At 28.6% G+C, this 25,817-nt stretch carries 19 protein-coding genes and 2 other annotated features; of the genes, 17 read left to right on the top strand and 2 right to left on the bottom strand.

Annotation, left to right across the window (positions count from 1 at the left end; all coding sequences use genetic code 11):
* Together ACRCYC_RS03710 and thrS are read left to right on the top strand one after the other, a co-directional pair.
* The coding region (locus ACRCYC_RS03710; RefSeq protein WP_438617835.1) for a DUF445 domain-containing protein at window positions 1-605 on the top strand (605 nt) is incomplete at its 5' end.
* 53 nt (window positions 606-658) lie between these two features.
* Window positions 659-881: a binding site (T-box leader), on the top strand.
* A gap of 54 nt (window positions 882-935) precedes the next feature.
* Window positions 936-2,855 carry a threonine--tRNA ligase gene (gene thrS, locus ACRCYC_RS03705; RefSeq protein WP_438617834.1) on the top strand — a complete coding sequence of 640 codons (1,920 nt, stop codon included), beginning with the start codon at window positions 936-938 and terminating at the stop codon, window positions 2,853-2,855.
* A gap of 60 nt (window positions 2,856-2,915) precedes the next feature.
* Here the strand turns inward: thrS and ACRCYC_RS03700 are convergent, their stop codons facing one another.
* A complete protein-coding gene (locus ACRCYC_RS03700) occupies window positions 2,916-4,316 on the bottom strand; it encodes an ATP-dependent metallopeptidase FtsH/Yme1/Tma family protein (RefSeq protein WP_438617833.1) in 1,401 nt (466 codons plus the stop codon).
* Between the two features lie 356 nt (window positions 4,317-4,672).
* On the opposite strand from ACRCYC_RS03700, the gene infC reads away from it, so the two are divergent.
* From infC to mprF, 11 genes are all read left to right on the top strand, one after another.
* Complete coding sequence (gene infC, locus ACRCYC_RS03695) at window positions 4,673-5,182, top strand: translation initiation factor IF-3 (protein ID WP_438617836.1); 510 nt, start codon at window positions 4,673-4,675, stop codon at window positions 5,180-5,182.
* 27 nt (window positions 5,183-5,209) lie between these two features.
* Window positions 5,210-5,407 carry a 50S ribosomal protein L35 gene (gene rpmI / locus ACRCYC_RS03690; RefSeq protein ID WP_438617832.1) on the top strand — a complete coding sequence of 66 codons (198 nt, stop codon included), beginning with the start codon at window positions 5,210-5,212 and terminating at the stop codon, window positions 5,405-5,407.
* Between the two features lie 58 nt (window positions 5,408-5,465).
* Window positions 5,466-5,822 (top strand): 50S ribosomal protein L20, encoded by a 357-nt coding sequence (gene rplT, locus ACRCYC_RS03685; protein ID WP_021122342.1) that lies wholly within the window; start codon window positions 5,466-5,468, stop codon window positions 5,820-5,822.
* 203 nt (window positions 5,823-6,025) lie between these two features.
* The gene (locus ACRCYC_RS03680; RefSeq protein WP_438617831.1) at window positions 6,026-7,402 is read left to right on the top strand and encodes a TrkH family potassium uptake protein; all 1,377 of its coding nucleotides are present in this window, start codon (window positions 6,026-6,028) and stop codon (window positions 7,400-7,402) included.
* A gap of 20 nt (window positions 7,403-7,422) precedes the next feature.
* A complete protein-coding gene (locus ACRCYC_RS03675) occupies window positions 7,423-8,094 on the top strand; it encodes a potassium channel family protein (RefSeq protein ID WP_438617830.1) in 672 nt (223 codons plus the stop codon).
* A 3-nt stretch (window positions 8,095-8,097) separates the two neighbouring features.
* Complete coding sequence (locus ACRCYC_RS03670; RefSeq protein ID WP_438617829.1) at window positions 8,098-8,895, top strand: TrmH family RNA methyltransferase; 798 nt, start codon at window positions 8,098-8,100, stop codon at window positions 8,893-8,895.
* Between the two features lie 61 nt (window positions 8,896-8,956).
* Window positions 8,957-9,192 (top strand) — a binding site (T-box leader).
* A gap of 54 nt (window positions 9,193-9,246) precedes the next feature.
* Window positions 9,247-10,266 (top strand): phenylalanine--tRNA ligase subunit alpha, encoded by a 1,020-nt coding sequence (gene pheS / locus ACRCYC_RS03665; protein ID WP_438617828.1) that lies wholly within the window; start codon window positions 9,247-9,249, stop codon window positions 10,264-10,266.
* 15 nt (window positions 10,267-10,281) lie between these two features.
* A complete protein-coding gene (pheT, locus tag ACRCYC_RS03660) occupies window positions 10,282-12,672 on the top strand; it encodes a phenylalanine--tRNA ligase subunit beta (protein WP_438617827.1) in 2,391 nt (796 codons plus the stop codon).
* Between the two features lie 28 nt (window positions 12,673-12,700).
* Window positions 12,701-13,279 (top strand): cell division protein ZapA, encoded by a 579-nt coding sequence (gene zapA, locus ACRCYC_RS03655; protein WP_438617826.1) that lies wholly within the window; start codon window positions 12,701-12,703, stop codon window positions 13,277-13,279.
* 73 nt (window positions 13,280-13,352) lie between these two features.
* Window positions 13,353-15,761, top strand: coding sequence for a DUF3656 domain-containing U32 family peptidase (locus tag ACRCYC_RS03650; RefSeq protein WP_438617825.1), 2,409 nt, complete (start codon window positions 13,353-13,355; stop codon window positions 15,759-15,761).
* Between the two features lie 304 nt (window positions 15,762-16,065).
* Window positions 16,066-18,600: a bifunctional lysylphosphatidylglycerol flippase/synthetase MprF gene (mprF, locus tag ACRCYC_RS03645; RefSeq protein WP_438617824.1), complete on the top strand. Its 2,535-nt coding sequence runs from the start codon at window positions 16,066-16,068 to the stop codon at window positions 18,598-18,600.
* A 40-nt stretch (window positions 18,601-18,640) separates the two neighbouring features.
* On the opposite strand, the gene ACRCYC_RS03640 is transcribed toward mprF, so the two are convergent.
* Window positions 18,641-20,089 carry an aminoacyl-histidine dipeptidase gene (locus ACRCYC_RS03640; RefSeq protein WP_438617823.1) on the bottom strand — a complete coding sequence of 483 codons (1,449 nt, stop codon included), beginning with the start codon at window positions 20,087-20,089 and terminating at the stop codon, window positions 18,641-18,643.
* A gap of 139 nt (window positions 20,090-20,228) precedes the next feature.
* On the opposite strand from ACRCYC_RS03640, the gene ACRCYC_RS03635 reads away from it, so the two are divergent.
* The 4 genes from ACRCYC_RS03635 to ACRCYC_RS03620 all read left to right on the top strand — a co-directional run.
* Window positions 20,229-22,607: an endonuclease MutS2 gene (locus ACRCYC_RS03635; RefSeq protein ID WP_438617822.1), complete on the top strand. Its 2,379-nt coding sequence runs from the start codon at window positions 20,229-20,231 to the stop codon at window positions 22,605-22,607.
* A gap of 16 nt (window positions 22,608-22,623) precedes the next feature.
* Entirely contained in the window at window positions 22,624-23,073 is a 450-nt protein-coding gene (locus ACRCYC_RS03630) for a DUF523 domain-containing protein (RefSeq protein ID WP_438617821.1), read from the top strand.
* Window positions 23,074-23,144: 71 nt separating this feature from the next.
* On the top strand, window positions 23,145-24,845 hold the full coding sequence (gene argS / locus ACRCYC_RS03625; RefSeq protein ID WP_438617820.1) for an arginine--tRNA ligase: 1,701 nt from the start codon (window positions 23,145-23,147) through the stop codon (window positions 24,843-24,845).
* A gap of 300 nt (window positions 24,846-25,145) precedes the next feature.
* Window positions 25,146-25,817: hypothetical protein (locus ACRCYC_RS03620; RefSeq protein WP_438617819.1), on the top strand; the 672-nt coding region annotated here is incomplete at its 3' end.

Genomic DNA, 25,817 nt, shown 5'->3' with positions numbered 1-25,817 from the left:
AAATGAACAATATATATATAATTTTAATTATGGGAGCAATTGGAGGTATAATAGGTTATATTACTAATAAGCTAGCTATAAAACTTATATTTAGGCCGATAAAACCTATAAAAATACCGGTTTTAAATATAGAAATAATAGGTCTAATACCAAAACGAAAAAACGAGATAGCTATAAAAATAGGAGAAGTAATTCAAGATGAATTTATATCTATAGATGATATACTTAAAAATCTAATCACAGAAGATGATAAGTCTAAGGCGGTAGAATATATAAAATATAAAGTCAATTTGATAGTAGATGAAAAAGCTACTCTTATACCTAGTTATATAAAATCTATTATAAAAGGTTATATAGATGAAATTATAGAAAAAGAAGTAAGCAACTCTATAGATGAGTTAGGAGAAGAAATAATAGTTAAAGCTCATCAAAGAATAAATATACAACAAATAGTTGAGAGTAAGGTTAATGAGCTAGATTTGATTGAACTAGAAAATATAATATTAAGTATAGCAGATAATGAACTTAAGCATATAGAAATACTAGGTTTAGTATTAGGATTTTTAATAGGTATAGTTCAAGGTGTAATAACTATATTTATATAAAAAATATATTGAAATCTAGTATAATGTTTGATATAATTATAAACAATATAAATAATTAAGCGATGAAAAGGAAAAGTAAAATAGAAACAATTTTCAGAGAGGATATATCAAAGGCTGTAAGTATATCTAAAAATGACTATTTGAAAACTACCTTGGAGCAGAGTTTAGTAGCTTTAATTAGTGAAAGTGCTCGGATGACAACCTTACAGTCGTCAAGAGGGTTATATTTTATATATACCAACTTGGGTGGAACCGCGAATGCAACTCGTCCCATGATTTTCATGGGCCGAGTTTTTTTATTTTATACAAAAAATCAAGGAGGTAAAGGACATGATAAAAGTTACTTTAAAAGACGGTTCTGTAAAGGAGTACGCTAAAAGTACTACTATTATGGATATAGCTAAGTCTATAAGTGAGGGATTAGCTAGAAGTATAGTGGCTGCATCTATTAATGGAGAAGTTGTTGGTTTAGACTTTAAAGTTGATGAAGATTGTGAATTAAACTTATTTAAATTTGATGATGTACAAGGAAAAGATGTATTCAGACATACGTCAGCTCATATGTTAGCTCAAGCTATAAAAAGATTATATCCTGAAGCTAAATTAGCTATAGGGCCAAGTATAGAAAATGGATTCTATTATGATATAGACTTAGAGTATAGATTAACTCCTGAAGATTTAGAAAAAATAGAAGCAGAAATGAAAAAAATAGCTAAGGAAGATTTAGCTATAGAGAGATTTGAATTAACTAGGGAAGAAGCTATAAAGTTAATGGAAGATCAAGGGGAAATATATAAGGTTGAACTTATATCAGAATTACCTGAAGGAGAGATAATATCTTTCTACAAGCAAGGAGATTTTACTGATTTATGTAGAGGACCACATTTACCTACTACTAAAAAAGTTAAATCAATAAAATTACAAAATGTAACAGGTGCTTACTGGCGTGGAGATGAAAAAAATAAGATGTTACAAAGAATATATGGAACATCTTTTGAAAAAAATAAAGATCTAGAAGCATATTTACATTTATTAGAAGAAGCTAAAAAAAGAGACCATAGAAAATTAGGTAGAGAATTAGAATTATTCTTTATACCTGAAGAAGGTCCAGGATTCCCATTATTCTTACCAAAAGGGATGGATTTAAAAAATGAATTATTAAAATTCTGGAGAGAATTACACAGAGAAGATGGATATGTAGAAATAGAAACTCCGATAATATTAAATCAAAAATTATGGGAGACTTCAGGTCACTGGTATCACTATAAAGAGAATATGTATACTGTAGATATAGATGAACAACAATATGCTATAAAGCCAATGAACTGTCCAGGTGGTATGTTATATTACAACTTCAAACAACATTCTTATAAAGATTTCCCTATGAGAGTTGCTGAGTTAGGAAGAGTTCATAGACATGAATTATCAGGAGCTTTAAATGGACTTAAGAGAGTTAGAGCATTTACTCAAGATGATGCGCATATATTTATGTTACCTAGTCAAATAAAAGATGAAATAAAAGGTGTTGTTTCATTGATAGATAAAGTATATTCTGCATTTGGATTTGAATATCACTTAGAATTATCAACTAGACCAGAGGATTCTATGGGAACAGATGAAGAATGGGAATCTGCGGAAAATGGACTAAGAGAGGCATTGGAAGAATTAAATTTACCTTTCGTAATAAACGAAGGAGATGGAGCATTCTATGGACCTAAAATAGATTTCCATTTAAAAGATTGTTTAGGAAGAACTTGGCAATGTGGAACTATACAATTAGATATGCAATTACCACAAAGATTTGATATCAATTATATAGGTGAAGATGGAGAGAAACATAGACCTGTTATGATACACAGAGTTGCATTAGGAAGTATAGAAAGATTTATAGGAATATTAATTGAACATTATGCTGGGAAGTTCCCAACTTGGATAGCTCCAACTCAAGCTAAAATACTACTTGTATCTGATAGATTTAAAGAATATGCTCAAGAAGTTAAAAAAGCATTATTTGATAAAGGTATAAGAGTAGAACTTGATGATAGAGCAGAAAAAATAGGATATAAGATAAGAGAAGCACAACTTCAAAAAGTACCTTATATGTTAGTCGTTGGTGAAAAAGAACTTAATGAGAAAAAAGTATCTGTAAGATCTAGAGATAATGGTGAAATGGGAGCTATGGACGTTGAAGAATTTATAGCTAATGTTTTAAAAGAAGTAGAAGAAAGAACTAACGTTATTCAAGCTTAATATAAATAAAAAAGGTTAGCCAATAGGCTAACTTTTTTTATTTTATAAAATTTAATATTATTATACACATTCTTTTCTTATTATATCTTTAAGCTCTTCGTGAGTTAAAGTTTCCTTATCAAACAAATGTTTAGAAACTAAATGAAGATCATTTAAATTAGAGTTTAAAAGGGTTAAGGTCTCTTCATAGCAAGTATCTATTATACTAGTAGTTTCTTCTTGTATTTTAGGTGATAAGAAATTTTTCTGATTAGCATCTATGGTCATAGATCCCAAGTTGCTCATACCATAATCACATACCATTTGAGTTGCTATGTCTGTAACTTTTTTCAAGTCATCTTTAGCTCCGGTGGATTTATGACCGAATATAATTTCTTCAGCTGCTTTACCGGCAAGTAAGATTTTAATTTTTCCTAAAAGTTCATCTTTAGTATAGATGTATCTATCTTCATCAGGAAGTTGAAGAACATATCCAAGAGCTTGTCCTCTAGGAATTATAGATACTTTTTGTATTGGGTTTATTCCCAATGAGTTACTTATTAATGCGTGGCCTGCTTCGTGATAAGAAACGATACGCTTTTCTTTTTCTATAAGTTTAGCATTTTTAGATTCTAGACCAGCTATAACTCTTTCTATAGCTTTATCAAAATGAATATTATTTATTATTTGGCTACTATCTCTAACAGCAAATATAGCGGCTTCATTAGCTATATTTGCCAAGTGTGCACCGTTGAACCCATGAGTTTTTTTAGCCAATAATTCAAGATTTACAGATTCATCGATAGGTTTATTCTTAGTATGAACTTTTAATATTTCTAGTCTAGTATGATAGTTTGGATCTCCAATGTGGATATGTCTATCAAATCTACCGGGTCTAAGTAATGCATCATCCAATAAATCTAATCTATTTGTTGATCCAACTATAATTACGTTTGAGTCCTTATTAAAACCATCCATTTCTACTAATAGCTGATTTAAAGTTTGATCCTTTTCATTGTTGCTTTCTAAATGTCTTTTTGCTCCTATAGCATCTATTTCATCTATAAAAATTATACTTGGAGCATCTTTTCTGGCTTTCTCAAACAAAGTTCTAACTCTTTTTGCACCTACACCAACGTATTTTTCAACGAATTCAGATCCTGTTACATTATAAAATGATGCATTTGTTTCACCAGCCATAGCCGAAGCTAATAATGTTTTACCTGTACCTGGAGGTCCATAAAATAAAACTCCTTTAGGTATTTTGGCACCCATCTTTTTATACTTATCAGGATTTTTCATGAAGTCAACTATCTCAAAAAGCTCCTCTTTTACTTCTTCTAACCCAGCTACATCATTAAATGTAGTTTTAGGTTTAGTTGAATCTGAATTGTCATTTGAAGTTTCTTTCTCCATTTTCGTTTGATTAAACGCAGGAGCGGGATTATTAATTTTCTTAAAAAAATTATCTAGCATTTTCATAGTCAAACACCTCAGTTATAAAAATTGTTGTTATTACATATATTTGCCGATTTTTCAAATTAATATTATTAAAAATTGTTTTTTGTAAATTTAAATAGTAATTTTATTAAGAGTATAACCATAAATTAAATAAATAATTAATAAATAAGGAAAAAATAATTGACACAGATGAAAAAAAATGATATATTGTATAAAGTAATGAAAAACAAGAAGAAGTCTGCTTCTCACCTTACAACAATATTAGTTAGTAAGGTAAATATAAGTTGCGATTTAGTAAAAGTTTTAATTGTGATAACTTATATGGCGGATGATGAGATCATTCGCCTTTTTTAATATAAAATTGGAGGTGTCCTACTATTAGTAAGGAATTAGCAATCAATGATGAAATAAGAGATAACGAAATAAGAGTTCTTTCAGAAACTGGTGAGCAACTTGGAATAATGTCTGCTAGAGATGCACAATTAATGGCAAACAATAAAAATTTAGACTTAGTAAAAATATCACCTAATGCAAATCCACCAGTATGTAAGTTAATGGATTACGGTAAATATAAATATGAACAAGCTAGAAAAGAAAAAGAATCTAAGAAAAAACAAAAAATTGTAACTGTTAAAGAAGTTAGATTAAGACCTGGTATAGAAGAAAATGATATAAACACAAAAGCGAATAATGCTATAAAGTTTCTTCAAAAAGGCGATAAAGTTAAAGTTGAACTTAGATTTAGAGGTAGAGAACTAGGTCATAAAGACTTAGGAAAAAAAGTAATGATGAAGTTCATAGAACTAGTAAAAGAGTTTGGAGAACCAACAAAAGCCCCTGCATTCGAGGGGAATAACATGGTTGTAATGATAGATCCAAAAAAATAGATATATATTTGAGAGGAGGATATTAATATGCCTAAAATGAAAACTCACAGAGGAGCAGCTAAGAGATTCAAAAAAACTGCTAGTGGAAAATTAAAAAGATCTAAAGCTTTTAGAAGACATATACTAACTAAGAAGGATGCTAAGACTAAAATGCAATTAAGAAAGTCTGGAATGGTTAGTGAAGGAGATGCTAGAAGAATAGCACAATTATTACCATACCTATAAGATCGAAAAAAAATAGATAAAATTAATTTAAAAGAGAAAAACAAAGGAGGTTACGACGATGGCAAGAGTTAAAAAAGCTATGAACGCTCGTAAGAAGCATAAGAAAATATTAAAACTTGCAAAAGGTTTTAGAGGATCAAGAAGTAAATTATACAGACCAGCTAACGAGTTTGTTATGAAAGCATTAAAGCATGCTTATGTTGGTAGAAAATTAAAGAAGAGAGATTTCAGAAAACTTTGGATACAAAGAATAAATGCAGCTACTAGAGCTAACGGAATGTCTTACTCAAGATTTATGAACGGATTAAAATTAGCAGGTGTTGAAGTTAACAGAAAAATGTTATCTGAAATGGCTATAAACGATCCTCAAGGATTTGCTAAATTAGTAGAAGTTGCTAAATCAAAATTAGCTTAATTATAAGAAAAACTCTGAGTTATTACTCAGAGTTTTTTTGTGTTATAATAAAAAAATATTTTTAAAATTACAAATTTAAATTTTACGGTAGATATATTTAAAAACTAAGTATATAATGTATTTTATTATTGTTATCAGTATAATAATAAAAGTAAATATAATTAGCAGTTGAATATTAAGATATACAGGAGGAAATAACGTAGGTGAAAGAATTTATTTCGAATATGAAAAAGCCAATTAATAAATTAAACCCACCTCAAATAATGGTTATTGGATTTGCTACTGTTATATTAATAGGAGCAATATTATTAACATTACCTATTGCTACTAATGATGGCATAAGCACTCCTTTTGTAGATGCATTATTTACGTCTACATCTGCTGTTTGTGTAACAGGGCTAGTAGTAGTAGATACAGCGACTCATTGGAATTTATTTGGTCAAATTGTAATAATTATGTTAATTCAAGTTGGTGGGCTAGGATTTATGACCGTAACTACATTATTTGCACTAATAACTAAAAAAAGAATAAATCTTAAAGAAAGACTTCTTATACAGGAAGCATTAAATCAGATAGATTTATCAGGATTAGTTAAATTAACTAGATATGTATTATTGATGACCTTTATTATAGAAGGTATTGGGGCATTAACTTTATCTACTGTTTTTGTACCCGAATTTGGATTAGTTAAAGGAGCATGGTTTAGTATTTTTCATGCTATATCTGCATTTTGTAATGCAGGATTTGATCTTATGGGAACTGTCAGTGGACCATTTACATCTTTAACTAGATATGTAAATAATATAACAATAAGTATAACAATATCTATATTAATAATACTTGGAGGTATTGGATTCCCTGTAATTTTAGATATTGTTAAAAATAAAAAGTTATCTAAACTAAACATACATTCAAAAGTTGTATTAACGACAACAACAGTATTAATAATAATAGGTATGGTATTTATGTTCTTTATAGAATATTCTAACTCAAAAACTTTAGGAGATCTTTCTTTAAAAGGGAAGCTACTGAGTTCATTATTCCAATCTGTTACACCGAGAACAGCTGGGTTTAATACTATTGATTTAACGGCTATGAGCCAAGCTAGTATGTTTATAATGATTATATTAATGTTTATAGGTGCATCTCCATGTTCTACAGGTGGAGGAATTAAAACAACAACAGTTGCAACTATAATACTTTCTGTAAGAAGCTTTATATTTGAAAAAGAGGATATAGAAGTTTTTGAAAGAAGAGTAGGATTAGGTGCTGTAAGAAAATCCATAGGAATATTTTTCATAGGAATATCAGTAGTTGTTATAGGTATACTGCTTATAAATTTAACTCAAGAATCATTTGATTTAATTGAATCGGCATTTGAAGTAGTATCAGCCTTTGCAACAGTAGGGTCTAGTATAGGCGGAAGTCCTAACTTGAACATATTTGGTAAAATAGTAATTATGATGTATATGTTTATGGGAAGAGTTGGATTTTTAACTATTTTCATAGCTTTAGTATCTAAAAATAATGTAAAAAAACAAGTTATAAGATTCCCTGAAGGAAAAATTATAGTAGGATAAAAGAGTAGGAGAGAATAGATATGAAACAATATATAGTTATAGGTTGTGGAAGATTTGGATCATCAGTTGCAACTACAATGCATTTATTAGGGCACCAAGTAATGGCGATAGATAAAAATGATGATGCTGTTCAAGCTATATCTGAGAAAGTAACACATGCAGCAATCGTTGATGTTACAGATGAACAAGCTTTAAGAGCATTAGGTATGGGAAACTTTGATGTGGCAATAATTGCTATAGGGTCTGATATAAGAGCATCTATAATGGCAACTTTAATAGCTAAAGAAATGGGTGTAGAACAAATTGTATGTAAAGCAAAAGATGAGTTACAAGCTAAAGTTTTATATAAAATAGGTGCAGATAGAGTAGTATTCCCTGAAAGAGATATGGGAGTTAGAGTTGCACATAATTTAGTATCCAACAATATATTAGATCATATAGAATTAGATCCAGATTATTCTATAGTTGAAATTGTTACACCTAAAGAATGGGAAGGAAAAACATTAATAGAGCTAGATTTAAGAGCTAAATATGAAATAACAGTTTTAGCTATAAAGTGTGGTAAAAGTATAAATGTAACTCCATCTCCAGAAGAAGAGATAAACACTGGAAGTATATTAGTTGTAATAGGACAAAATAGTAAAATTAGTACTATAACATCAGACAATGATTTTTCGTTTAGGAGAAAATAAATAATGATAATGACTATAAGTAGTAAAGATAATGAAAAAGTCAAGTTAACTAAATCTCTTTTAAAAAGTAAAAATAGATCAAAAGAATCTAAATTTTTAATTGAAGGTTTTAGAATATTAACTCAAGCAATAGACTGCAAAGCTGATTTAGAATATGTTTTTATAAATGAAAATTTTGAAAATAAAGAAGAGCACGTTGAGTTTTTGAAAGTATTAGAAGATAAAAAAATAAGTATATATAAAACTACAAATAAAATATTTAATGATTTTATAGATACTGAAAATACGCAAGGAATAGTAGGGGTAGTAAGTATAAAGGAAAATAAAATTGAAGATATTTTAGATGAAGATTGTAGGTTTGTATTAGTTTTAGATAGAATTCAAGATCCTGGAAACATGGGAACTATAATAAGAACAGCAGATGCAGCTGGAATAGATGCCATAATAAATTTAAAAGGATGCGTAGATATTTACAATAGTAAAGTAACGAGATCTACGATGGGTTCTATATTTGACATGAAAATAATAAATATGACTCAAGAAGATGCTATTAAAGAATTAAAAAATAGAAAATTTGATATAGTTTCTAGTTATTTAGATACTAATAATTTCTATGATGGTGTGGAATATAATTACAAAACAGCACTTGTTATAGGAAATGAAGCAAATGGAGTTAATGATAAACTTATACAGGAATCAGATACTTTAGTTAAAATACCTATATATGGAAATGCTGAATCTTTAAATGCAGCTATAAGTTCAGCTATTTTAATGTATGAAATTAAAAAATATATGGTATAATAGACCTGTATTGAAAAAAAATGTTATATATGATATAATGTACAATCAAAAGTTATATATTTTAAATACTGTGAAAGAGAAAAGTATTTTAATAAAACTTAGTTCAGAGATAAGTGCCTAGGCTGAAAGTACTTTCTAAGATATTAAAAGAAGTTCCCTCTGGAGTATCATAGCTGAAATTTAAAGTAGGTTATGACGTTATAAAACACGTTAAGTTTTTCGAGTGGTTTGAATTATTTACTTTAATAATCAAGCTACTAGGGTGGTACCGCGAAACAATAGTCTTTCGTCCCTAGATAGGGATGAAGGGCTTTTTTTAATATAAAAAATTAAAGTGAAAGGGTGACTATAGTGCAAGAAAAATTACTTAATTTACAAGAAATAGCATTAAGTGAAATAAAAGACATGCAGGATATAGAACAAGTAGAGTCTTTAAGAGTTAAGTACTTAGGAAAAAAAGGTGAAATAACATCTATACTTAAGGAAATGGGTAAATTATCAGCTGAAGAAAGACCTGTAATAGGAAAGGTTGCAAATGAAGTTAGAGAAGCAATCGAAACTGCTATAAGTACTAAAAAAGAAGAGTTAAAAAATATAGAAAAACAAATAAAATTAGCTGAAGAGGTTTTAGATGTAACTATGCCAGCTAAAGAGTTTAAAGTAGGTAAAAAACATCCTATATCTCAGATAACAGATGAAGTAAGCGACATATTTATAGGTATGGGATTCTCAATAGCAGAAGGTCCAGAAGTTGAAACAGTTGCAAATAACTTTGATGCATTAAATGCACCAAAAGATCATCCATCAAGAGATATGAGTGATACTTTTTATATAAATGATGAGCTATTACTTAGAACTCAAACATCTCCAGTTCAAGTTAGAACTATGAAAAATGAAGAGTTACCAATAAAAATAATATCTCCAGGTAGATGTTTTAGATTTGACGCACCAGATGCAACTCATTCACCGATGTTCCATCAAATAGAAGGGCTTGTAGTTGGTAAAGATGTTACAATGGCTCAATTAAAAGGTACACTAGATATGTTCGTGAAGAAGTTATTTGGAGAACATACAAAAACTAAATTTAGACCACATAACTTCCCATTTACAGAACCAAGTGCAGAAGTAGATGTTACTTGTTTCAAATGTGATGGAGCAGGTTGTCCAATGTGTAAAGGTGAAGGCTGGATAGAAATACTAGGTGCTGGTATGGTTCATCCAAATGTATTAAGAAATTGTGGAATAGACCCAGAAGTTTATAGCGGTTTTGCTTTTGGTATGGGACTTGATAGAATAACTATGCTTAAGTATGAAATAGATGATATAAGATTATTATTTGAAAATGATATGAGATTTTTAAATCAATTTTAATTAGGAGGATGTAATATGTTAGTACCTTTAAAATGGCTTAGAGACTACGTTGATATAGATAGAGATACTCAAGAATTTGCTGATATGATGACTATGACTGGTTCAAAGGTTGAAAAAGTAGAATTCTTCGGGAAAGAAACTAATGGAGTTGAAGTATGTAAAATACTTGAAATAGAACAACATCCAGATGCAGATAGATTAAAAGTTACTAAAGTTGAAGTTGCTGATGGTCAGATTCTTCAAATAGTAACTAATGCTACAAATATAAATATTGGAGATTATGTTCCTGTTGCTAGAATTGGGGCATTACTTCCTGGAGATTTCAAAATAAAGAAAGGTAAGTTAAGAGGTGTATTATCAGAAGGAATGTTCTGTGGTGCTGAAGAACTTACTATACCTTCTCAATATGTTGAAGAACATAAAAAAGATGGAATATATATATTAGATCATCAAGATTCATTTGAATTAGGTATGGATGTAAGAGAAGTTTTAGGTGTAAATGATGCTTTGATAGAATTTGAAATAACTTCAAATAGACCAGATTGCAGATCAATATTAGGTATAGCTAGAGAAGCCGCTGTTACTTTAGGTAAAGAATTAAAATATCCTGAAATAATAGTGAAAGAATCTGATGAAGCTACGGATTTTGAAATAGATATACAAACAAATTTATGTAAGAGATACTGCGGAAGAGTTGTGAAAAATGTTAAAGTTGGACCATCTCCATACTGGATGCAAAGAAGATTAATTGAAGCAGGAATAAGACCAATAAACAATATAGTAGATATAACTAACTACGTTATGTTAGAGCAGGGTCAACCACTTCATGCATTTGATTTAGATAAAGTTGGAGACAACAAAATGATAGTTAAATGTGCTGAGGAAGGAGAAAAATTTGTTACTTTAGATGGAGTTGAAAGAGAGTTAACTTCAGATATGATAGTTGTAACAAATGGAAAAACTACTTTAGACTTAGCTGGAATAATGGGTGGAGAAAATTCTGAGATATCAGAATCTACGACATCGATATTATTAGAAGGGGCTAACTTTGCAAAAGAAAATATAAGAGCAGCATCTAAAAAATTAGGATTAAGAACAGAAGCATCTTCAAGATTTGAAAAAGGTGTGGATGTTAATTTGACTGAAGTAGCTATAAATAGAGCAGCTCAATTAATAGAAGAATTAGGATGTGGAACAGTACTTAATGGTATGATAGATAACTATCCTAAAAAACAAGAAATCCAAAAAATAGTAGTTAACCCTGAAAGAATAAATAAGTTATTAGGTGTTAATGTAGCTGTGGATCAATTTATAAATATACTAGAAAACCTAGAGTTTAAGTGTAATTTAATAGCTTCTGATAAATTAGAATTAGAAGTTCCAAGTTTTAGACTTGATATAGAAGAAGATGCAGATATATTAGAAGAGATAGCTAGAATATATGGTTATGATAATATACCAGCAGCAACTTTAGAAGGAAATGCTACAGCAGGTGTTAAAACAGATAAACAAAAATTTATGGATAAAATAAAGTCTAATGCTATAGCTGTAGGACTAAATGAAATATTAACTTATTCATTTGTAAGCCCTAGAGGAGTAGATAAAATAAACTTAGATTCAAATGATGAAAAAAGAGAATTTGTTAAAATAATAAATCCATTAGGTGAAGAAACTTCTGTTATGAGAACGACTTTAATACCTAATATGTTAAATGTAATTTCAACAAACTCATCTCATAAAGTTGAAGAAGTTTATGCATTTGAATGTGGAAATACATTTAAACCACAAGACGGATTACCAGTAGAAACAAAGAAATTAGCTATAGGAATGTATGGAAAAGAAGTAGATTTCTTTACAATAAAAGGTGCAGTTGAAACTGTATTAAACAATATTGGGTTTAACGGTTATGAAATTGAACCAGAAACTAAAAATTTAACATTCCACCCTGGAAGATGCGCTAAATTAGTGTATAATAATATATGTATAGGGACGTTTGGAGAATTACATCCAGATGTGCTAGAAAATTATGATTTAAATCAAAGAGTTTACATTGCAGAAATAAATGTAGACTTAGTATTTGAGAACTTAAATAATGTGAAAGTTTATAATCCATTACCTAAATATCCATCAACTACTAGAGATATAGCTTTATTAGTTAAAGATGAAGTATTTGTTAAACAAATAGAAGATATAATAAAAGCTAATGGAGAAGATATATTAGAAAGCTATCAATTATTCGATGTTTATAAAGGTGCTCAAATAGAAGAAGGACACAAATCTATAGCATACTCAATAACATATAGAAGTAAAGATAAAACTTTAACTGATGAAGAAGTAGCTAAGGTTCACGATAAAATAGTAAATGAACTAAGTGAAAAACTAAATGCGAATTTAAGATCAAACTAAGTAGGAAACAGATGTAGGGGGGGTTAGGATGAACAAGGTTACAGTAAAGATACATGGATCTGAATATCCTATGGTATCTGAAAAATCTAAAGATTATATGATAAAAATAGCTCACTATGTAGATGAAGAAATGAGTAGAATAGCAGAAACAAATTCATTACTTAGTACATCACAAGTAGCAATATTATCTGCTTTAACTGTTACTGACTTACTATTTGAATGCTCAGAAGAAAATGATAAACTAACTAAAGAAAACAAAGAATTAGTTAAAAAAGCAGAAAAACCTAACCAAGAAGTTCAACTAGAAATGAAAAAAATAAAGTTAGAACTTAATAATAGAGTTGAAGAACTTGGTAATAAACAAGCTGAAATAGATGCTTTAAAGTCAGAATTAGATAATAAAGCAAGTGACTTAGAGGAAATGAATCCATTAAAAAAAGAGATAGAAGACCTGAAAAAAGATTTATTAGAAGCTAATGAGAAAACTGAAATAGCTGAAAAATTAGCGTCAGATTTCCAAAATAAACTATATGATTTACAATTAAAGAATATAGAGTTAGAGCAAGAGATAAATTATATAAAAGCTTCAGGCAAACTTTTAAAATAGTAGAATACTTTAAAAAACCTTCAGGCAAACTAACCTGAAGGTTTTAGTTTTTAATGACTGTAAGGAGGTAGTTATGAATACAGAATTACTAGCACCTGTAGGTAGTTTTGATGCATTAAAAGCTGCTGTACAAAACGGAGCAAATGCAGTTTATCTAGGTGGAAAAGAATTTAGTGCTAGAGCTTCTGCTAATAACTTTGACAGAGAAGAGTTAAAAGAAGCGGTTAGATATGCACATATAAGAAATGTAAAAGTATTTGTTACAGCAAATACTCTTATAAAACAAAATGAAATAGAAGATTTTTTAGCGTATATAAAATATTTATATGATATCGATATAGATGCAGTTATACTTCAAGATATAGGAATGGCAAAATTAATAAGAAATTTACTTCCTGATTTTGAACTTCATGCTAGTACACAAATGGTAGCTCACTCACTTGAAGATACTCTATACTTACAAAATCTTGGGTTTAATAGGGTTGTTTTAGCAAGAGAACTTAATGTTGATGAAATAGAGCATATTTGCAAAAATACTAATGTTGACATTGAAATATTTGTTCATGGAGCATTATGTGTATGCTATTCAGGACAATGTTTAATGAGTAGTATGATAGGAAATAGATCTGGAAACAGAGGTAGATGTGCACAACCATGTAGACAAAGATACGAGTTAATAGATATAAATTCTGGACAAGTTATAAGTACAGAGGGAGATTATTTATTAAGTCCTAGAGATTTAAATACAATAGAAGAAATTGATAGGATAATAGATGCAGGAGTACATTCTTTGAAGATAGAAGGAAGAATGAAAAGACCTGAGTATGTAGCTACAGTAATAAATAGTTATAGAGAAACAATAGATAATTATACAAATAAGAATAGAGTTAATGTATCTAATGATACAATAAATAATTTATACACTATATTTAATAGAAAGTTTACTAAAGGATATTTATTAGGTGAAGTTGGAGAAGATATAATGAACTCAAATAGACCTAATAATGTTGGACTATATATTGGTAAAGTTGTAGATTATAATAGAAAAGCCAAACGTTTAAAAATTATGTTAGAAAACACACTTAAAAAAGGTGACGGAATAAATTTAGGTGGAGGAACTATAGGAAGAATTATAAAGGCCAACAATCAAATAAGTGATAGAGGCGAGGCTAGAGAACTTATAGAATTAGATTTTATAGGAGAAGCAAAAAGAGGACAAATAGTATATAAGACTTCAGATAGTGATCTATTGAATACAGTTAAAAAGACATTTGAAGAAGAAATAGAAAATATAAAAATACCAATAGATGCTAAAATAGAGTTAAAGCTTGGAAAAGCTCCTATACTGACTTTCAATGATGGGTATGGTAACAATGTATCAGTTAGTGTAGATAAAACTATAGAGGAAGCAATGAAGGTTGCATTAGGAGAAGAAAAAGTAATTGCTCAGATAAGTAAACTAGGAAATACTGCATATATATTAAATAATATAGAAACAGATATAGATGAAAATATAAGTTTACCTATAAGTGTACTTAACCAATTAAGACGAGAAGCTATAGATAAGTTAAGTGAAGAGAGAGTAGTAATTAAAGGAAGAAGTTATAAAGATAAAGCTATAAATTATAGCCCGAAAGCTTTATTAAAAGACAAAGACATAAAACTTAGAGTTAAAGTTAAAAATATAGAACAACTAAAGGTTGTTTCAGGATACGATATAGATGCAATTTACTATGAGGATATAAATACTTTACATGAGGCTATTAAAATATGTAATGGAAAAATGAAGATTATATATTCTCCACCAAGAATACTTAGAAATAGAGATTATAAAATATTAAATAAAATAGAAGAAGAAAATAAATTAGCTATACAAGCTGGCAATTTAGGATGTGTTAATTTATTTAAAAAAAATGAATTATATGTAGATAGCTACCTAAACTCATTTAATAGTGAAACTGTAAATCACTATAAAAGTGAAGGTGCAAAAGCTGTTTGTATTTCACAAGAGCTAAATTTGACAGAGACTAGAGAAATGCTAAAATATACTGATATAGACATAGAAAGTATTGTTTATGGCTATACTCCTTTAATGATTAGTGAATACTGTCCTATGGGGGTTTTAGTTAGAGACTGCAAGAAAGATAAGAGAAGTTCTGTATGCAACAAAAGCTTATACTCACTAAAAGATTCAAAAGAAGAAACTTACAGATTATCTCAAGATGTATTTTGTAGAACTACTATATACAACTCAAAACCAATATGTGTTTTAGAGGATTTAAATGAATTAAAAAAATCACATATAAATATATTTAGAATAGATTTTACTTTTGAAGAAAATAGTGAAATTAAATCTATTATAGAAGCATTTTTAGAAACTATAGAAAATGATTTAGATATAACGAGTAAAGGAAAACAGTTATACAAAAATTTAGAAAAAATAGGGATTACAACAGGGCACTACTATAAAGGTGTTGAATAATTTATTAAAAATATCGGATATAAGTGTTTAAACTTATATCCGATATTTTTAATTTTAAAATTATAATGAAAAATATAAATTAAATTGGTTTAACATATATTTTTTAGGGGAAATTAAAAAATATATAGGTGTAAAATGTAGAAGTTACAATTATGTAAGTAGATTTTATAAATTAAATTTTATACAATTATACAAAATAAGGTATAATATAAGTTATGATAAAAAGGTTATATGTAAAAAAATGTAAAAAAATGTAAAGATAAATTGTTTTTAGGCCAATAAATTAAAAGGAGGGATTTACTATATGAATAAGCATAAATTGCTAAAATGGATAAAAATAGTTTTTGCCTTAGCAATTTTCATTATAGTAATGAAAGAGTTCAGAAATGTATTTGCGTCTTTTGATATGGATATATTTAAAAGATATGCAGATAAACTAACTATATCAAATATGTTAATTATAGCGGCATTAGGTATGATTTCATATTTACCATTAAGTTTTTATGATTTTATATTAAAAAAGAGAGTTGGAATAAAACTAAGTAATATAAAATTATATAAGTATTCTTTGATAGCTAGTTCTATAGCTAGTATAGCAGGATTTGGAGGCAGTACAGCTATAGCATTAAAAACTAATTTTTATAAAGATCATGTTAAAGATACCAAATTATTAGTAAAAGAAATAACTAAAATAGTTGCATTAAACTTAACTGGGTTTTCTATGGTTTGCTTTGTCTATGTGATAACAAACTTTAGTAATTTAAGAGTTGATAAATTTGTAAGCATAATGACTGTTTTAATAAGTACATACTTCCCAATTTTATCAATATATTTACTATTTAAATTTATCAAGGGTTCAAGTGAAGATAAAGAAGATATAAAAGATTCAGTTCAAGTAATGGCTATATCAGCACTAGAATGGATTACTACAATATTTTTAATTTATAGTATTATGAGAATATTAGGAGAGCCTGTTTCTATCGGAAAGTTTTTACCTATATTTGTAGTTGCTATAGTAGCTGCAATAGTAAGTATGGCCCCTGGTGGAATAGGATCATTTGATATAACATTATTATTAGGATTAAAAGCACTTGGCGTGCCTTCAGAAAAAGTTTTATTAGCAGTGTTTTTATATAGAGTATCATATTATATAATACCTTTAATAATAGGTCTTATATTATATATTCAAGATTACTTCGTAAATTTAGATGAAGAAGTAAAAGATATAATAACTACAGCGTTATCGAAATTAGCGCATATAATAATAATTTTATTGGTTTTATTATCTGGAGTAAGTTTATTAATATCTGAAGCCAGTCCAGATTTAGCTAGAAAGTTTCATATTGTAAATAAATTTTCATATTTTTCAATAGTCCATATTCCTCAGCGAATATCGATAATAATAGGATTTTTATTAATTGCAATATCAAGAGTAATGAGTTATAAATCAAAAGGAATATATAAAATAACGCTAACACTTATAATTGGAGCAACACTACTTACGTTAGTTATGGACCCAGATTACTATAGAAGTATATACTTGATTGTAGTAGCGATTCTTATATGGGCCAGCAAAAAAGCATTCTATAGAGAAAGCTTTGTAATGAGATGGGGAGTATTTGCACAAGATGTTATTTTACTGTTTTCTTTTTTAGTATTATATATATACACAGTGTATGCGAATTTAAATGGAAAGATAGGAAGATTACCTATAGCTAATTATAAAATACAATCTATTAAACACTATGGATCGTCATTATTAGGATTTAGTATAAGTGGATTTATAATTGCAGTATTTTTACTATGGATACTATATAAAATAAATTCAGATAATGATTTTCCAAGAATGAAACTAGATGAATGTAAAAATGAAGTTAAAGATATAATTGATAAATTTGGAGGATCACCAGTAATTCACTATATATATTTAAATGACAAATTTGTATATATAAATGAATCTAAAGATGTTCTTTTACAATACCAAATATCTGGAAATAAAATAATAATACTAGGTAACCCTGTAGGTAATGAAGAAAAAGTATTTGAGACTATACAACAATTTTATAACTTAGCAGATTTATATGGATACGTTCCTGTATTTACGGCTATAGATAAAACAATGATGCCAGACTTACATGAAACTGGATATGAATTTATGAAGCTAGGGGAAGATGCTTTAGTTGATTTAAAAAACTTTACTTTAGAAGGTAGAAAAATGAAAAGTGTAAGAAATGCGCTTTCTAGAGTTGAAAAAGAAGGATATACATTTGAACTTGTAAAGCCACCTTTTACAGATGAGTTTTTTGACTCGTTAAAAGAGGTTTCAGATGAATGGTTACGTGGAAGAGAAGAAAAAGGATTTTATATAGGGTTCTTTGATAAAGAATATTTAAACAAGCAACCTATTGCTATAGTTAGAAATGCAGAAAATGAAATAAAAGGATTTAGTAACTTAATGCCTATGTATGATGATAATCAAACATTATCTATAGATTTAATGAGATTTTCTCATGATACATGTAATGGGATTATGGACTTTATATTTGTAAATCTATTTAAATGGGGACAAGAAGAGGGATACTCTAGATTTAATATGGGAATGGCACCATTATCAAATGTAGGCGTGTCTAAGTACTCATTCTTATCAGAAAAAGTAGCAGCACAAATATATTCTCATGGGCAGAATTTCTACTCATTTGAAGGATTAAAGAAGTTTAAAGAAAAATACTGTGACATATGGGAAGGTAAGTATATGGCATATAGAAAGAAAACTTCTATACTTACAACAGCTATACAAATTATAATGATGGCTGAAAAGCCTATAAGTAAATTAAAATAAATAAAAAACTCCTCTGAATTCAGAGGAGTTTTTATTTTTACTATTTCATAGATTTTAATACTGCTACTAAGTATTTCCAAGTGTTTTCAGTTGAAGATATACTTAAATGTTCATTTGGAGTATGTACATCATACATATTAGGTCCAAATGATATAGCTTCTGCATGAGGTATTTTATCTAGTAATAAACCACACTCAAGACCAGCATGTAAAGCCATTATTATAGGCTCTTTTCCAGTAAGGTTTTTGTAAGCCTCAACACACATTTTTTCAAGTTCAGAACCTTTAGCATATTCCCAAGCTGGGTAATCACTTATTAATTCAAGCTTTCCACCAAATTCAGATATTAAAAGTTCCATTCTAGCAGTTACATCATCTTTAAGAGATTTAACTGAACTTCTAACAGCACATTCGAAAGTAACTGTAGAATCTGTAGTTCTAAGAACACCTAAGTTAGTAGAACTTTCAACTAAGTTTTCTATATCCATACTCATAGTTTGTATAGCATTAGGCATTAAGTTAAGCATTTTAATAACGCTATCTTTTGAATTAGCATTAAATATTAATTCAGGTGTAGTAGTTTCAGAACATACTATTTCAAGACCTGGATCAGAAGTTCTTAACTCATGCTTAAATGTATTAGTTATTTCTTTTATACAAGCCATGAAATTATCTTTTTGATCATTGTTTATCATTACAACACTATCAGCTTCACGAGGGATAGCATTATTTTTAGATCCACCTTCAACTTTTGCTAAGTCAAAGTCAACATCTAATAAGTTTAGAAGTCTTCCTAATAATTTATTAGCATTACCTCTTTGTTTTATTATATCCATACCAGAGTGTCCACCTAATAGACCTTTTATTTCTATTAAATAAGCAGCCTTAGAAGCCTCAGGTTTTACAAATTCAACAGGTAAAGTTGATAAAGCAGTTACACCACCAGCACAACTTACAAGAAGATGACCTTCTTCCTCAGAATCTAAGTTTAATATGTATTTACCTTTTACTAAACTTCCATCTAATGCCATAGCACCAGTCATACCAGCTTCTTCATCAACAGTTACAAGAACTTCTAAAGCAGGATGAGCTATATCGTTAGAAGCAAGTATTGCAAGTCCCATAGCTACAGCTATACCATTGTCAGCACCTAAAGTTGTATCAGTTGCATATACATAATCTCCATCTATTCTTAGTTTGATTGGGTCTTTCATAAAGTCATGGTTAGTGCTTTTATTTTTCTCACAAACCATATCCATATGACCTTGAAGTACTACACCAGGTGCATTTTCATATCCAGGAGTTGCTGGCTTTCTGATTATTATATTTAGACTTTCATCTTGAATAGTTTCTAATCCTAAGCTCTCACCGAAATTACGTAAGTAATCACTTATAGCTTTCTCATTTTTTGATCCTCTTGGTATTTGAGAGATCTCTTCAAAATATTTAAAAACTAAACTAGGTTGTAAATCATTTAGAACATTGTTCATAAAAAACATCTCCTTACTAAAAATTAAATTAAATTATATTACAAAATAGTATTGATTATGTATAATATATAAATAGTATAGTACAAAATTACATAAAATACACTTAAAATTTACATAAAAATTTACTTAAGGAGGAAGCATGAATAAAAAATCATTGAAAGTATTAGAATTCGATAAAATAATTATGCTATTAAAAGAGAAAGCTTCATCTTCTTTAGGGTTAAGATATATAGATCAATTAAAGCCAAGTTCTGACTATGAAGAAGTAAAATATATGCTAGAAGAAACTAGTGAAGCTCAAGGAATACTTATAAAAAAAGGTGGAGTAAACTTACAAGGGTTATATGATGTAGAAGATAAAGTTAAGAGAGCTAAAGTTGGAGCATCTATAGATCCAGGAAGCTTATTAATGATTGCAGATACATTAAGGGTAGCTAGATCATTAAATAATAATTTATCTTCATCAGAAGAAGAAGATTTTAATTATCCTATAATACAATCTTTATCTAATGGATTATACACATATAGAGATATAGAAGATAAAATTTATAACGCAATAGTAAGTGAAGTTGAAATTTCGGATAATGCTTCAAGTGAGTTAAGGGGATTAAGAAGAAAGATAATACAAAAAAATCAATCTATACGTTCTAAATTAAATGGAATAATAAGTTCTACAACGTATCAAAAATATCTACAAGATGCAATTATATCAATAAGAGGAGATCGATTTGTTGTACCTGTAAAAGCTGAATATAGATCTCAAGTTTCAGGAATAGTCCATGATCAATCATCATCTGGAGCTACTTTATTTATAGAGCCTATGAGCATAGTTGAAATGAATAACGAACTTAGACAACTTAGATTAAAAGAAAAAGAAGAAATAGAGAGAATACTAAGTGAACTATCAGCTCTTATAGGAGATATAGGTGATGATATATTAAGTAATCAAGAAATTTTAGGAAAGATTGATTTTGCATTTGCAAAAGGCAAGCTATCTTTAAAGATAAAAGGGATAGAACCTAAGTTAAACAAAGAAAATTATATAAGTATAAAAAATGGAAGACATCCATTACTAGATCCAAAAATAGTAGTAGGAAATGATATTAGGTTAGGAGAAGAATTCCATACATTAGTTATAACAGGTCCAAATACTGGAGGTAAAACAGTAACTATTAAAACAGTTGGGTTATTTGCATTAATGATTCAAAGTGGATTACACATACCAGCTGATTATGGAACTAGTATGTGCGTTTACGATAATGTATTTGCAGATATTGGAGATGAGCAAAGTATAGAACAGAGCTTATCTACATTTTCTTCACATATGACTAATATAGTATCTATATTAAATGAAGTTACAGAAAATTCATTAGTAATCTTTGATGAATTAGGAGCTGGAACAGATCCTATAGAAGGAGCTGGATTAGCTATTGCTATACTTGAAGATGTAAATATGGCAGGAGCTAAGTGTATAGCAACTACACATTATAGTGAAATTAAACATTACGCACTTACAAAAGAGGGAGTAGAAAATGCAGCAGTAGAGTTTGACTTAGAAAACTTAAGACCTACTTATAGACTATTTATAGGAGTTCCGGGAAAATCTAATGCATTTGCTATATCTAAAAGATTAGGGTTGAGTGATTATGTAATAGATAGAGCAAAAGAATTTATAGATACAGATACTATTGCTGTAGAAGATGTAATTCACAATTTGGAAAAATCTAGAGTTGAAGCTGTAGAGGAAAAAGAAGAAGCAACTAGACTAAGAAAAGAAATTCAAAAATTAAAAGAAGAATATGATCTTAAATTAGACAAGATATCAATTCAAAGAGAACGATTATTAGAAGAAGCAAGACAAGAAGCATTTAGAATAACAAGACAAGCTAAAGAAGAAACAGAATTAGTTATAAAAGAACTAAGAAGATTAGAAGAAGAAAGTGTATCTAAAGAAAAAAATAGAAAAATAGAAGAACTAAGAAAAGAAATTTCAAATTCTATGGGAGCTCTACAACCAAGTGTTAAGAGCATGATAGTTCCAAAAACTGCATCAAAAGAAATTAAAGATTTAAAAGTTGGAGATGAAGTAAGAGTTATAACTTTAAATCAGAAAGGATCTGTAGTTTCTGTAGATAACAAGAAAAAAGAAGCTGTTATTCAAATTGGAATAATGAAAATGACATTACCATTTAAATCTTTAGAAAAAGCAAAGAAAGATACTAAATCAATAGTTACAAAAACAACTAGAAATGTGATTAAGTCTAAATCAGGAAGAGTTAAGAGTGAAGTGGATTTAAGAGGTCTTAATTTAGAAGAAGCTAGAGAAGAAGTTGATAAATACCTTGATGATGCATGCTTAGCAGGACTTGAAAATGTAACAGTAATTCACGGTATCGGGACAGGAGTTCTAAAGGCTGGTATAACAGAAATGTTAAAAAGACATAAACATGTAAAATCTCAAAGACCAGGACAATATGGTGAAGGTGGAGTAGGCGTTACGATAGTTACTTTGAAATAAATAAGGGGATGAATAAATGATATTAGTATCAGCTTGTTTATTGGGGATAAACTGTAAGTATGATGGCGATAATAATAAACATGAAAAAGTTATACAATATTTAAAAAACAAACAGTTTATATTAGTTTGTCCTGAACAATTAGGTGGATTACCCACACCAAGGGTTCCATCTGAGATAGATAATAAAGTTAGCAATGAAAATTCGTTTAATAGTTATATAGTTAAAGATAAAAATGGTTTAAATGTAAGTGAAAACTTTTCAAAAGGAGCTTACGAAACTTTAAAGATAGCAAAATTATATGGTTGTAAAGAAGCTATATTGAAAGAAGGAAGTCCATCTTGTGGAAGTAATAAAATATATGATGGAAGTTTTAATGGAAATAAAATAGATGGCATGGGAATTACAGCTAGAACTTTAAAAGAAGAAGGAATAAAGATTATTAGTGAGAAACAATTGGAATTATAGACATATACTTGAAAAAAAACATAATTTGTTTTATCATAAAGTGTTATAAGAATAAGGAAGGAGTACTTAATATGCAAGATTTTAAAATAGAAGTAGCCAAATCGTTAAAAGAAAAAATAGAAGATTTAACACTAGAAGAAATAGTTGGATTATTAGAAACACCACCAAACAGTGAAATGGGAGATTATGCATTTCCATGTTTCAGATTAGCAAAGGTATTTAGAAAAGCACCTAACATGATAGCAGCAGACTTAGCAGAAAGTATAGAGTCTAATGAATCTATATCAAAGGTTGAGCCAGCTGGAGGATATGTAAACTTCTTCGTTAATAAGTCTCAATTAGCTAAAAATGTTATAAATGACGTTTTAACTGAGGGGAAAAATTATGGACATAGTAATTTAGGAAAAGATAAAACAGTAGTAATAGATTTCTCATCTCCTAATATAGCTAAACCATTCCACATTGGACATATAAGAACTACAGTTATAGGAAACGCTTTATATAAAATATATGATTCTCAAGGTTATAATACTGTAAGAGTTAATCACCTTGGAGATTATGGAACTCAATTTGGTAAGCTTATAGTAGCTTTCAAAAAATGGGGAAATAAAGAAGTTGTTGAATCAAATCCAATACCTGAGTTATTAAAATTATACATACAATTCCATGATGAAGCTGAAAAGCATCCAGAAATGGAAGATGAAGCAAGAGCTTGGTTTACAAAGTTAGAAAATAGAGATAAAGAAGCTGTTGATTTATGGCAATGGTTCAGAGATGAAAGTTTAAAAGAATTTGCTAGAGTTTATGAACTATTAGATATAGAATTTGATTCATATGCAGGAGAAAGTTTCTATTCTGATAAAATGGATAGAGTAATAGATATTATAAAGGATAAAGGTTTATTAGAAGAGTCTGAAGGAACTAATATAGTAAACTTAGAAGAATATAATATGACTCCAGCTCTTATAACTAAAAAAGATGGATCTACATTATATATGACTAGAGATTTAGCTGCAGCATTATATAGAAAAGAAAATTATGATTTTGAGAAGTGTATATATGTAGTTGGATCTCAACAAAGCTTACATTTCCAACAATTATTCAAAGTATTAGAACTAATAGGATTTGAATGGTCTAAAGACATGGTTCATGTTCCGTTTGGAATGGTTGCATTAGAAGAGGGAACTATGTCTACTAGAAAAGGTAGAGTAGTATTCTTAGAAGATGTATTAAGACAAGCTATAGATAAAACAAAAGAAACTATACTAGCTAAAAATCCAAATGCTGAAAATGTAGATAAAATAGCTAAGCAAGTTGGAGTTGGAGCAGTAGTATTCCAAGAGTTATCTAATAGCAGAATAAAAGATTATACATTCTCTTGGGAAAGAACTTTAAGCTTTGAAGGTGAAACAGGACCATATGTACAATATACTCATGCTAGATGTTGTTCTGTTTTAAGAAAAGCTAATATGGATGTAACTGCGGATGTAGATTATAACGTATTAAGTGATGCTGATAGTTCGGAAGTATTAAAGTTAATAGCATCATTTAATAAAAATATATTAGTAGCATTAAGAAAAAATGAGCCACACATAGTAACTAGATTTGTTTTAGATTTATCACAAGCATTCAATAAATTCTATCACGAAAATCCTATATTAGTTGATGATATAGAAGTTAAAAAAGCTAGAGTAGCTTTAGTTGCAGCTACTAAGCAAACTATAGAAAATGCGCTTGCAATATTAGGCATGGGGGCACCAGAAAGAATGTAATATATCTAATATACATTTGTCGAAAAATAATACTTTACATCTAAATTTCGGTTATTGTATAATTAAGTTAAGAAATAGCTCGATAATTGAGCTAATTAGAATCAAAAGATATATATATGGAAGTAGAGTATATATAATATTCTACTCCCCCCCTACATTTATGGCAGCTTATAGCTGCCTATTTTTTTTAGATGTAATACTATTTAATTAAAATATAAAAACTTGAAATTTTGAAAAGTATAGTAAGATAATTAATTGATAAAACTATAAGATAGCTTATGCGTTAGGAAGGTAGTATTTATGAAGGATGAGTTATTAAAAAAAGCATATATAAATGCGCTTAGTATACAAGATAAATATATAAAAGACATGATTATTTTAAATACTAAATCTTTAATTGATGATATAGCGCAAAGATATGTAAGAATAGATAAGAATAGGTTAAAAGATGAATTAGTATATTATAGATTTTATGGAGAAAAGGTAAGTGACGTTAATATAATAAATATATTACTTCCGATTATAATATCTAACACCAACATGAAAAGAAGCGAAGAAGAAGCAATTAAGGTTATAAAGTATTATGTTTTATATAATAAATATGATAACTATATGAACGACTACATAGTAGGTGGATTGATATATAACACATTAATACATTCTATAATATCAAATTCAAAGATAGAGTATGAAGAATTAATGCAAAATATAAAGATAGCTGTAATTGAATTTGATCATGGGTTACAAAAATCAGAAGTTATAAAGTTTGAAATGAAAAGGATAGAGACTATACAAATAATAGATAGATATATTGATTTGAAAGTGAATGATTATGAAGATAATAATATAATAAAAAATTTATTAAATGTTATATACGATGTATATATATGCGATAGAGTAGTGGATTTAGAAGGAATAAAAAGCATAAAAAAATCTATATTATCTATGCTTAACTTTGATGTTGAATGTAAT

This window comes from Paraclostridium sp. (assembly GCF_051657365.1).
Classification (GTDB): Bacteria; Bacillota; Clostridia; order Peptostreptococcales; family Peptostreptococcaceae; genus Paraclostridium.
The sequence above is the reverse complement of the archived record's forward strand: the minus strand, read 5'-3'. Positions and strand labels throughout refer to the sequence as shown.